8 protein-coding genes are annotated in these 11,894 nt (G+C 69.9%); 4 read left to right on the top strand and 4 right to left on the bottom strand.

What is annotated here, in order from left to right:
- Both FD678_RS00810 and FD678_RS00805 read right to left on the bottom strand, forming a co-directional pair.
- Entirely contained in the window at nt 1-1,224 is a 1,224-nt protein-coding gene (locus FD678_RS00810) for an efflux RND transporter periplasmic adaptor subunit (RefSeq protein WP_140718715.1), read from the bottom strand.
- A gap of 15 nt (nt 1,225-1,239) precedes the next feature.
- Nucleotides 1,240-1,875, bottom strand: a complete 636-nt coding sequence (locus FD678_RS00805; protein WP_140718714.1) for a TetR/AcrR family transcriptional regulator — start codon at nt 1,873-1,875, stop codon at nt 1,240-1,242.
- A gap of 297 nt (nt 1,876-2,172) precedes the next feature.
- On the opposite strand from FD678_RS00805, the gene FD678_RS00800 reads away from it, so the two are divergent.
- The 4 genes from FD678_RS00800 (at nt 2,173) to FD678_RS00785 (ending at nt 10,259) form a co-directional block, all read left to right on the top strand.
- Nucleotides 2,173-7,167, top strand: a complete 4,995-nt coding sequence (locus tag FD678_RS00800) for an NAD-glutamate dehydrogenase (protein ID WP_140718713.1) — start codon at nt 2,173-2,175, stop codon at nt 7,165-7,167.
- Nucleotides 7,168-7,592: 425 nt separating this feature from the next.
- Entirely contained in the window at nt 7,593-8,378 is a 786-nt protein-coding gene (locus FD678_RS00795) for an NAD kinase (RefSeq protein ID WP_140718712.1), read from the top strand.
- Between the two features lie 197 nt (nt 8,379-8,575).
- On the top strand, nt 8,576-9,538 hold the full coding sequence (locus tag FD678_RS00790) for a 5'-nucleotidase (RefSeq protein ID WP_140718711.1): 963 nt from the start codon (nt 8,576-8,578) through the stop codon (nt 9,536-9,538).
- Nucleotides 9,522-10,259, top strand: coding sequence for a transferase (locus FD678_RS00785; protein ID WP_140718710.1), 738 nt, complete (start codon nt 9,522-9,524; stop codon nt 10,257-10,259). Before FD678_RS00790 ends, FD678_RS00785 begins: the two co-directional genes overlap by 17 nt.
- 63 nt (nt 10,260-10,322) lie before the next feature.
- Here FD678_RS00785 and FD678_RS00780 read toward each other — a convergent pair whose 3' ends face one another.
- Both FD678_RS00780 and FD678_RS00775 read right to left on the bottom strand, forming a co-directional pair.
- The gene (locus FD678_RS00780; RefSeq protein ID WP_140718709.1) at nt 10,323-11,318 is read right to left on the bottom strand and encodes an MBL fold metallo-hydrolase; all 996 of its coding nucleotides are present in this window, start codon (nt 11,316-11,318) and stop codon (nt 10,323-10,325) included.
- On the bottom strand, nt 11,315-11,860 hold the full coding sequence (locus FD678_RS00775; RefSeq protein ID WP_140718708.1) for a DUF2939 domain-containing protein: 546 nt from the start codon (nt 11,858-11,860) through the stop codon (nt 11,315-11,317). Before FD678_RS00775 ends, FD678_RS00780 begins: the two co-directional genes overlap by 4 nt.
- Nucleotides 11,861-11,894: the final 34 nt, after the last annotated feature.

Raw genomic sequence — 11,894 nt, 5'->3', positions numbered from 1 at the left:
TTACTTCTTCTCGGACGGAGCGGCGGCCTGGCCCTGGCCCTGCTGGCCCTGGCCTGGCTGGCCTTGGCCGGGAGCCTGGCCGTTCTGGCCGCCCTTGGCGTTCGGGTTGTACGGCACCGCCTTGGCGGGCTGTCCTTCCTTGGCCTTCTGCAGGCCTTCGACGATGACCTGGTCGCCGGTGGCGAGGCCGCCGGTCACCACCCACTGGCCCTGCTGCTGGCTGTCGATGGCCACGTTCTTGCGCGCGACCTTGCCGTCCTTGCCGACCACCAGCGCATAGGCGCCGGCCGCATCGCGCTGGATCGCCGCCTGCGGGACCAGGTAGGCGTTGTTGCGCTGGCCCAGGTTGGCCTTGAACGACACGAACGCGCCCGGCAGCAGCGCATGCTCGGGGTTGGGCAGCGTCGCGCGCAGCGACACCGAGCCGGTGCTCGGGTCGACCGTGACCGAGGAGAAGTCCAGCGTGCCGCTGTGCGGATAGGTGCTGCCGTCGCCGAGCAGGACGTCGATGGTGGACTTGCCGTCGCCGCTCAGCTGCAGGCTGCCCTGGTTCTGCGCGGCGCGCAGCTGCGACAGCTCCTCGCTGTTCATCGAGAAATTGACGTACAGCGGATCGATCTGGTCGATGGTGGTCAGCAAGGTCACGTCGCCCTGGCCGACCAGCGCGCCCTCGGTGACCTGCTGCTTGCCGGCGCGGCCGCTGATCGGCGCGGTGACGCTGGCGTAGCCGAGGTTGATGCGGGCTGTCTGCACCGCGGCGCGGGCCTGCTGCACGGCCGCGGACGAGCTGCGCTCGGTCGCCTCGGCGGCATCCAGGTCGGACTGCGAGACGTACTGCTGCGGGATCAGGCGGCGGGCACGGTCGGCGGCAGCCTTGGCGTTGAAGTAGGTCGCCTCGGCCGAGGCCAGCTCGCCCTGCGCCTGCGACAGCGAGGCCTGCAGCGGCGCCGGGTCGATCTGGAACAGCACCTGGCCTTCCTTGACGTCGGTGCCTTCGGTGTACAGGCGCTTCTGCAGGACGCCCGCCACGCGGGCGCGCACGTCGGCCGAACGGTAGGCGGACAGGCGGCCCACCAGCTCGCGCTGCAGCGGCAGGGTCTGCGGCTGGGCGTTGACCACGCTGACCTCCGGCGGGGGCGGCATCTGCTGTTCCTGCTTGCCGCAGGCGGCGACGGCCGCCGAGATGGCGCAGGCCAGGGCTAGGGTGCGGAGCGGGGCAATCATCGGGAGAAACTCCGTTTACAGGTTTGAATGGGGAAAATCGCTGGCGGAGAAGGTGCGCAGGAAGCTGTCTACCGCGAATTCGGCCCATCGCTGCCGCTCCCTGGCGGTAGCGCGATGGGGCATGTGGAAACGCCGGCGTTCGAAATCCAGGCCGACGATCATGCCGAGAAGTAGCTCGGCCATGAAGTGCGGATCGTCATGACTGCTCAACTGGCCGCGGTCCATGGCCGCCCGCAGCCAGTCGGCCAGGCGGTGCTGCAGCCCGGCCACGCCGTCGCGGTAGATCCGCCGGGCCTGTTCCGGGAAACGGGACGATTCCGCCTCGATCAGCTGGCTGATGCGGATCGTCTCGGGGCGGTTGAGCTGGTCCAGGTGCTCCCGGGCGAAGGCCAGCAGGCCGGCGCGCAGGTCGGGGCCGTCGGCGGCCAGGTGCGCCGTGATCAGGTCGGTGTACTCCTGCATCACCTGCCGCAGGAGGTTCTGCTTGCTGCCGTAGCGCGCGTACAGGGTCTGCTTGGCGCAGCCGGCGCGTGCCGCCACCGCGTCCATGCTCAGCCGCATGCCCTGTTCGGCCAGCAGCGCGTGGACCGCCTCGCGGACCCGGCGGTCGCGCTCGTCGGAGGGCAGGTGGAGGGCGGTGGAGGCGGTCATCGCGTGGACTATACCGTCCAGTTTAGTTTTTCAGAAGCCCTTGACGCTGCTGGATGTTCGTGCGCCGCGCGGCCGGGCCGGCGGCGGCGGGCCCGGCTTTGCGGATCATGGCGGCAACGAAGCGCGCCGAGTGTGCGAAAACGGCGGCGAACGCCGCGTGAGCCCCGCGTCGACGCGCCCGGCGCCGCTTGAACGCCATCGCAACGCACGGGCGCGTTTGCGCTGTGCAGCAAGGCAGCGTCATGGCGCATCGCTACAATTCTCCGCTTTATATCCTCGGCATCCGCCAGCTTCGTCATGAAACCCAAGAAAGCCGCTTCGAAATCGACCCAAGCTTCTTCCACAAGGACGACCCGCAAGAAAGCCCAGTCGCCGTCCGGTACCGGAACCCAGGCCTTCAGCCTGGAGCCCATCTTCGAAGCGCTGCGCAAGCGCTATCCCGCCTCCAGGCAGGCCGAGGCGCTGGCGTTCGCCGCCGATTTCTACCGGCGCATGCAGGAGGACGAGTATCCGCACCACAGCGCCGAGGAATGGGCCGCGCTGGCGGCGGACACGCTGGAGTTCGCGCGGGCGCGCAAGGCCGAGACGGCCAGCATCCGCGTCTTCAACCCGACCCGCAAGGCCAACGGCTGGGAATCGCCGCACACCGTATTGCAGATCGCCAACGACGACATGCCGTTCCTGGTCGACACGGTCAGCATGACCCTGGCCGAGCTCGGCGTCGGCGTGCACGTGCTCGGCCACCCGGTGCTGCGCTTCACCCGCGACCGCGCCGGCAAGCTCACCGCGATCGGCGAGGGCAAGTCCGAGTCGCTGATGGTGCTGGAGATCGATCGCCAGCCGGCCGACGAGATGAAGCGCATCGAGGACGCCGTGCGCGCCGCGCTGGCCGAGGTGCGCCAGGTGGTCAAGGACTGGAGCGCGATGCGCGAGAAGATGGTCGCGCTGGCCGACGACCTGAGCACGCGCCGGCTGCCGGTCGACGACACCGCCCGCCGCGAGGCGCAGGAGTTCCTGCGCTGGGCCGCGGCGGACCACTTCACCTTCTTCGGCTACCGCGAGTACCGGGTCGAGAAGCAGGGCGGCAGCGAGATGCTGGTGGCCGAGGAGAAGAGCGGGCTGGGCCTGCTGCGCGGCCGCGACAAGTCGCCGGCTCGCCCGGTCGCCACGCTCGCCGCGCACGGCATCAATGCCAGCACCGGCTTCCGCGACGGCGTGATCCTGACCAAGACCAACGCCCGTTCGCGCATCCACCGCAACGGCTACATGGACTACATCGGCGTGCTGGAATTCGACGCCAAGGGCCGCATCGTCGCCGAGCAGCGCTTCCTGGGCATGTTCACCTCCGGCGCGTACAACCGCCGCCCGTGGGAGATCCCGCTGGTGCGCCAGCGCTACGAGTACGTGATGGCCAAGTCCGGCCTGTCGCCGACCAGCCACAGCGGCAAGGCCCTGCGCCACATCCTGGAGACCCTGCCGCGCGAGGAGCTGTTCCAGTCCAACGAGGAAGAGCTGTTCGCCACCGCGATGGGCATCCTCGGCCTGCAGGAGCGGGTGCGCAGCCGCCTGTTCCTGCGCCGCGACAAGTACGGCCGCTTCATCTCCACGCTGGTCTACATCCCGCGCGACCGCTTCAACACCGACGTGCGCCTGCGCATCGAGGCGCTGCTGAAGGACGCGCTGCACGGCGAGCACGTCGATTCCAGCGTGGTGCTGGGCGAGTCGCCGCTGGCCCAGCTGCACCTGATCGTGCGGCCGAAGAGCGGCGAGGCGCTGGAGTTCGACACCAGCGACCTGGAGAAGCGCCTGGCGCACCTGCTGCGCAACTGGCAGGACGACCTGCGCGAGACCCTGGTCGCGCGCCACGGCGAGGGCGAGGGCTTGCGCCTGGCCGCGCGCTACGGCCGCGCGCTGCCGGCCGGCTACATCGAGGACTCCTCCGCCGAGGCCGCGGCCACCGACGTCGAGCACCTGGCCTCGCTGGCCGGCCCCGACGACCTGCACCTGAGCCTGCAGGCGGTGCAGCGCCCGAACATGTCCGGGCTGCGCCTGAAGCTGTATCGCCAGCTCGACGACATCCCGCTGTCCGACGCGCTGCCGATGATGGAGAACCTCGGCCTGCGGGTGATCTCCGAGCGCCCCTACCGGCTGCAGGTCGACGACGCGCCGGTCTACATCCAGGACTTCGAGGTCGAGTCCACCGCGGGCGCGATCGACGCCGCGAGCGTGGACGCCGCCTTCGGCGAGGCCTTCTCGCGGGTCTGGCACGGCGATGCCGAGAACGATGCGTTCAACCGCCTGATCCTGGCCGCCGGCCTGCACTGGCGGCAGGTCGCGCTGCTGCGCGGCTACTGCAAGTACCTGCTGCAGACCGGCGTGCCGTTCTCGCAGAGCTACGTGGAGGCCACCTTCGCGCACTATCCGTTACTGGCGCGCCTGCTGGTCGAGCTGTTCGAAGCCCGCTTCGACCCGGCCACCGGCAACGAGAGCAAGGCCCAGATCGCCGAGGGCCAGGCCCGCTTCCGCAGCCAGCTCGAAGCGCTGGCCGGGGGCGACGAGGCCACGCTGAAGGCGCTGGAGCCGGTGATCGCCGCCCGCGGCAGCGACCGCCAGGCGCAGATGGACGCCACCCGCGCCGCGTTGCTCAAGTTGATGGACCGCGTCTCCAGCCTCGACGAGGACCGCATCCTGCGCAGCTTCATCGGCGTGATCGACGCGACCCTGCGCACCAGCTACTACCAGACCGGCAAGGACGGCCAGGTCGGCCACTGCATCAGCTTCAAGTTCGACTCGGCGCTGGTCCCCGACCTGCCCAAGCCGCGCCCGTACCGCGAGATCTTCGTCTACGGCCCGCGCGTGGAAGGCGTGCACCTGCGCTTCGGCGCGGTCGCGCGCGGCGGCCTGCGCTGGTCGGACCGCCGCGAGGACTTCCGCACCGAGGTGCTGGGCCTGGTCAAGGCGCAGATGGTGAAGAACACCGTGATCGTGCCGGTCGGCGCCAAGGGCGGCTTCTTCGTCAAGCGCCCGCCGGTCGGCGGCGACCGCGATGCGGTGCAGGCCGAGGGCATCGCCTGCTACAAGCTGTTCATCCAGGGCCTGCTCGACATCACCGACAACATCGTCGGCGGAAAGATCGTGCCGCCGCCGCAGGTGGTGCGCCACGACCAGGACGACCCGTACCTGGTGGTCGCCGCCGACAAGGGCACCGCGACCTTCTCCGACATCGCCAACGGCCTGGCGCTGGAACACGGCTTCTGGCTGGGCGACGCGTTCGCCTCGGGCGGTTCGGTCGGCTACGACCACAAGGGCATGGGCATCACCGCGCGCGGCGCCTGGGAATCGGTCAAGCGCCACTTCCGCGCGCTCGGCCGCGATTGCCAGAGCCAGGACTTCACCTGCGTCGGCATCGGCGACATGTCCGGCGACGTGTTCGGCAACGGCATGCTGCTGTCGCGGCACATCCGCCTGGTGGCCGCGTTCGACCACCGCCACATCTTCCTCGACCCCAACCCGGAGGCGGCCGCCTCGTTCGCCGAGCGCGAGCGCCTGTTCAAGCTGCCGCGCTCCAGCTGGGCCGACTACGACGCCAAGCTGATCAGCAAGGGCGGCGGCGTCCACGCGCGCACGCTCAAGTCGATCGAGATCACTCCGCAGGTGCGCGAGGCGCTGGGGCTAGACGCCTCGGTCAAGAGCCTGTCGCCCAACGAACTGATGAGCGCCATCCTGAAGGCGCCGGTGGACCTGTTCTGGAACGGCGGCATCGGCACCTACGTCAAGGCGTCGAGCGAGACCCATGCCGACGTCGGCGACCGCGCCAACAACGCGCTGCGCGTCAACGGTGGCGAGCTGCGCTGCAAGATCGTGGGCGAGGGCGGCAACCTGGGCCTGACCCAGCTCGGCCGCATCGAGGCCGCGCAGAACGGCGTGCTGCTCAACACCGACTTCATCGACAACTCGGCCGGCGTGGACACCTCCGACCACGAGGTGAACATCAAGATCCTGCTCAACGACGTGGTGCAGGCCAAGAAGCTGAGCTTCGAGGCGCGCAACAAGCTGCTGGCCTCGATGACCGACGAGGTCGCCGAGCTGGTGCTGTGGGACAACATCCGCCAGAACCAGGCGTTGAGCCTGATGGAGCGAATGAGCGTCAAGCGCCTGGGCTCCAAGCAGCACTTCATCCGCACGCTGGAGAAGCAGGGCCTGCTCGATCGCCAGATCGAGTTCCTGCCGAGCGACGCCGAGCTGTCGGCGCGCAAGGCGCGCGGCCTGGGCCTGACCCGTCCGGAGCTGGCGGTGCTGCTGTCGTACTCCAAGCTGGTCGCGTTCCAGCAGCTGCTGGAATCGGACATCCCCGAGGACCCGTACCTGTCCAAGGAACTGCAGCGCTACTTCCCGCAGCCGCTGCAGAAGAAGTACGCCGACGCGATGGAGCGGCACCGCCTGAAGCGCGAGATCATCGCCACCGCGGTGACCAACACGACGATCAACCGCATGGGTGCGACCTTCCTGATGCGCATGCAGGAGGACACCGGCCGCAGCATCGCCGAGGTGGCCAAGGCCTACACGATCAGCCGCGAGACGCTGGACGCGCGCGCGCTGTGGACCCAGATCGACGCGCTCGACGGCAAGGTGCCCGAATCGGTGCAGATCGATGCGCTGGAGGTGATCTGGAAGCTGCAGCGCTCGTTCGTGCGCTGGCTGCTGTTCCGCCCGGGCGCGATGCCGGCGATCACCGCGGCGGTGGAGCGCTACCACGGTCCGTTCAACGACATCCGCGTGGCTTCCGGCGTGCTGCCGGACGCGCAGCGCCCGCAGTACGAGGCGCTGGTCCAGCAGTGGCAGGACAAGGGCCTGCCGGCGGCGCTGGCGCAGCAGCTGTCGGAGCTGCAGTTCCTGGAGCCGGCCTTCGACATCATCGAGCTGGCGCGGACCCGCAAGCTCAAGCCGGTGGAAGTGTCGAAGGTGCACTTCCGCCTGGGCGACGCGCTGCGGCTGCCGTGGTTGTTCGAGCAGATCGACGCGCTGGAAGTGAACGGGCGCTGGCATGCGGTGGCGCGGGGCGTGCTGCGCGACGAGCTGGCCGCGCACCATCGCACGCTGGCCGGGCAGGTGCTGTCGATGCCGGGCGGCACGGCCGAGGAAAAGGTGGCGCAGTGGATTTCCCGCGACGACACCAGCCTGCGCTTCACCCTGTCGATGCTGCAGGAGCTGGCCGAGCAGAAGACGCTGGACTACCCGACGGTATCGGTGGCGGTGCAGCGCCTGGGCCAATTGGCGGCGCACGGGGTGTAGCGGGCACGGGGTGTAGCCCCGTGGTCGGGCCCGCTTTGCGGGTCCGACCCAAAAGTTCGCGCAGCAAACTTTTGGCCCCGCCCTGGGGACTTGCCTATCCCCTGCGGCTATCGCCGCGCCCCCCTTAACAGAAGGGGGGCTTTGCTCCAGATGCAATGCATGGTGCCAATGCAGTGCCTTCGGGGCCTCTGCATTCGACTATCGTCATCCCCGCGCAGGCGGGGGATCCAGGGACTTTCGGGCCGATTGCGGCAAAGTCACTGGGCCTCCCACCTACGCGGGAGCGACGGTCGAAGTTTGCCTGGGCAGCCGTGCGTGCGGGCGGGCATCGGGAATGTCATGCCGGTGCGGCAATGGCTCCGGCTTCCGCCTTGTGGACGGGTGGGGAGCTACGGGCCGCCAGGCATGGCGGTTATGATCGGCGCATGAGCTCCGTTCCCCCCACCGGGATCTCCCGGATCTGTTTCCTGGCCAGCAATGCGCCGCCGGCGCAGCAAGCGCGCGGGCAGCTGGTGGCGCGCTATGGCGATCATTCCGCCGAAGAGGCCGACGTGCTGTGCGCGCTCGGCGGCGACGGTTTCATGCTGCAGACGCTGCACCGGCACGGCGCCGCCGGCAAGCCGGTGTTCGGCATGAAGCTGGGCTCGATCGGCTTCCTGATGAACCAATACCGCGAGGACGACCTGTTCGAACGCCTGCAGCGCGCCGAACCGGCCAACCTGCGGCCGCTGGAGATGCTGGCGCAGACCGAGTCGGGCACCACCACCGGTTCGCTGGCCTACAACGAGGTTTCGTTGTTGCGGCAGACCCGGCAGGCGGCGCACCTGAGCGTGGACCTCAACGGCCAGACCCGCATCGACGAGCTGATCGGCGACGGCGTGCTGGTGTCCACGCCGGCCGGCAGCAGCGCCTACAACTATTCCGCGCACGGCCCGATCCTGCCCCTGGGCTCGCATACCCTGGCGCTGACGCCGATCGCGCCGTACCGGCCGCGGCGCTGGCGCGGGGCCATCCTCAAGGCCGATACCGAAGTGCGCTTCCGCGTGCTCGATCCCTACAAGCGCCCGGTCAGCGTCACCGCCGACTCGCACGAGACCCGCGACGTGGTGGAGGTGGTGATCCGCGAATCCCGCGAGCACCGGGTGACCTTGTTGTTCGACCCGGAACACAATCTGGAAGAGCGCATCTTCAGCGAGCAGTTCGTGGTGTGAGGCCGGGAGCCGGCAAAGCGGCAAGCCTGCCTCGGGCCGAGTGCCGATGTGGGAGCTCCAGTCCCGACAGAAGGCCGGTGAAGCCGTCGGGACTGAAGTCCCTCCCCCAAAAAGCCGCGAGAAAGCTTCGGATCGCTTGACAGCCGAACCCGGGCAAAGATGCTTTTCCCGAATCCCGAATCCCGAATCCCGAATCCATGCCCGACAACACTCCACGCCTGCTGACGGTCGCCGTCACTTCCCGCGCGCTATTCGACCTGGAAGAGGGGCACGCCTTGTTCGAGCGCGAGGGCGTGGAAGCCTATGCGGCCTACCAGCGTGCGCACGAGGACGACGTGCTCGCGCCCGGCGTCGCCTTCCCGGTGGTGCGCAAGCTGCTGGCGCTCAACGAGGGCGCGCCGCCGGACACGCCGCGGGTCGAGGTGATCCTGCTGTCGCGCAACTCCGCCGACACCGGCCTGCGCATCTTCAACTCGATCCAGCACTACGGGCTGGGCATCGTGCGCGCGACCTTCACCTCCGGCGAGGCGACCTGGCCCTACGTCAAGCCGTTCGGCACCGACCTGTTCCTGTCGGCCAACCCGGATTCGGTCCGGCGCGCGCTGTCGCACGGCATCGCGGCAGCGACGATCCTGCCGCGCAGCCCGGGCGAGCAGGCCGCTGCCGCCGAGGCGATCGTGGACAAGGACAATGCGCGCCTGCCGACCCAGCTGCGCATCGCCTTCGACGGCGATGCGGTGATCTTCGGCGACGAGAGCGAGCGGATCTCGCGCGAGCAGGGCGTGGAGGCGTTCGGCCGGCACGAGCAGCAACGCGCGCGCGAGCCGCTCAGCGGCGGACCGTTCCGCAACTTCCTGTCGGCGCTGCATGCGCTGCAGGCGGCGTTCCCGGCCGGCGAGGCCGCGCCGATCCGCACCGCGCTGGTCACCGCGCGCTCGGCGCCGGCGCACGAGCGGGTGATCCGGACCTTGCGCGAATGGGGCGTGCGCCTGGACGAGGCGCTGTTCCTGGGCGGGCGCCACAAGGGGCCGTTCCTGGAGGCGTTCGGCGCGGACATCTTCTTCGACGATTCGCAGCACAACATCGACAGTGCCCGCCAGCACCAGCGCGTGGCGGCCGGGCACGTGCCGCATGGCGTCGCCAATGACCCGCCGAAGTGAGCGCCGCGCACCCGGCGCGCCCTACGTGCGCCGGGGCTGGCGCTACGTCGAACTGCAGTTCCGCGGCGAGGTGACCCAGACCCGGATGCTGCGCTGGTGCCCGTACTGGCTGCAGGTGGGCTATACCCGCACGATGCTGGCGGCGCTGCTGTCGAACCCGCATCCGGCGAACATCGGCATCGTCGGCCTCGGGGGCGGCGCCCAGGCCAAGTTCTGCTATCGCCACCTCCCGCGCAGCCGCATCGAGGCGGTCGAGAACGACGCGGACGTGCTGGCGCTGCGCGATGCATTCCACGTGCCGGCCGACGATGCGCGTTTCTCGGTCGAGCAGGGGGATGGCGCGGCATGGTTGCGCTCGCGCGCCGGCCGCTACGACCTGCTGCTGGTGGACGCCTACGACGTGGACGGCATCCCGCCGGCACTGTCGACGCAGGCGTTCTACGAACGCTGCGCCGCCGCGCTCGTTCCCGGCGGGACCATGGCGACCAACCTGTACGCCACCGACGTGCGCGCGCACGTCAATCGCATGCGCCGCGCGTTCGACGGGCATGTCTGCGTGCTCGACGAGCCCGGCATGGAGAACAAGGTCGCCTTCGCCTGGCGCGGCGGGCCGCCGGCCGTCGATGCGGAGGCGGCGTTGCGCGCGTTGCCGTGGCTGGCCCGCCGGCAACTGGCGGCGCCGATGCGGCGGCTGGAGCGGAAGCTGCAACGGCGTTGCTGAGGCGCCGTCCCGCCGGCGCCTCGGTGCCTGGTAGCGGAGGAGAAGGCAACCGCCGGAAGGAGATCAGGCGGCGCCGGCCCGGTCGTCCTGCCAGACCTGGCCGGCCTCCAGCGCCAGGAAGCGCGATTGCGCGATGCCGCGCCGCGCCAGCTCGGCTTCCAGCAACTCCTTCGGTTCCATCCGGCCTTCGTCGGTCAGCTGGAAGGTCCCCCAATGCACGCCGAGCGCCTGCGTGGCGCCGCAGTCGAGCATGGCCTGCACCGCCTCGGCCGCGTCCATGTGCTGCGGGCGCATGAACCAGCGCGGTTCGTATGCGCCGATCGGCAACAGCGCCAGGTCCGGGGCGCCCAGCCGTTCGCGCAGCTGGCGGAACGGCCAGCCGTTGCCGTAGCCGGTATCGCCGGCGACGTAGCAGCCGTATCCGCCCCCGCGCAGGTGGAAGCCGCCCCACAGCGCCATGCGCCGGTCCGAGATACCGCGCGAGGACCAGTGCAAGGCCGGCGTCACGGTTATCTCGATCGGCCCCAGCTGGCACGACTGCCACCAGTCCAGCGCGGTCGCCGGCATGTCGGGCAGCGTGCGTGCGACCAGCGCGTCGTTGCCCAGCGGCGCGATCAACCGCGGCCGGTGTCCGCGGTGCAGCCGCCGCAGGGTGTGCAGGTCGAGATGGTCGTAGTGGTTGTGGGTGATCAGCACCGCATCGATGGGCGGCAGGTCGCCGAAGGCGATGCCCGGCGGCGCGAACCGGCGCGGGCCGAACCACTGCAACGGGCTGGCGCGCCCGGACCAGACCGGATCGACCAGCAGGTTGAGCCCGGCCACCTGGATCAGGACGCTGGCATGGCCGACCATGGTCACGGTCAGCGCATCCACGCGCGGCCGCGGCATGGCGGTCGCGATCGCCGCCAGCGGCCGGCCCCAGCGCACGCGCTTGCCGGTCAGTTGCCAGCGCAGCAGGTCGCGCGGGCCGTGGTCGGTGGAAGGGTGGTCGGGGTTGAAGAAGCGCAGCCCGTCGAAGTGGTCGCTGGCCGGGCCAGTGTAGTAGGGGTTTCGGGTCACGGGGGCAGCGGCAGCACGATATTGGTCAGTTTCCAGCGCAGGCCGTCGCGGCCGAGCACGAACACCACCGGCGTGCCGGCCTCGGTATGCACGGTGGCGGAGAACCGGGAAATGGAATCGAAGCGCCCTTCGTAGCGTGCCAGCGGCCGGTCGGGCCTGGGCGCGGCATAGGTGTCGCCTCCGACGGTGTCGCCGGTGGCGCGCTTCCACAGGGTGCGTCCTTGCAGCAGCGCGCCGATCCCGGCGGGCGTCGCCACGGCGTCCACGCCCGCGCCAGCGACGCCGCCGGCGGCGCGCAGCGCGAACGCCCCGAGCAGGCTCGACTGCAGGCCCGGCCCGGCCTGGCGTACCAGGTAATCGTCGACCTGCGCCTTGAGGTTGGCGCGCAATGCCGGGAAATCCACGTGGCGCCCGAGGGCGGCCGTATCCTGGCGCTCGATCGCCTGGCCGATGGCACGGATGGCCAGGTAGGGCCCGGCGACGACGTAGCCCAGCAACGCGCAGAACACCAGGCACGGCGGGAGCCACCACCATCGCTTCATCGGCTGTTTCCTGCTCCGGAACCGGTGCAGCATA

This window comes from Pseudomonas sp. Hp2, assembly GCF_006386585.1.
Taxonomy (GTDB): Bacteria; Pseudomonadota; Gammaproteobacteria; order Xanthomonadales; family Xanthomonadaceae; genus Pseudomonas_S; species Pseudomonas_S boreopolis.
This window is presented reverse-complemented; position numbering and strand designations above follow the sequence as displayed.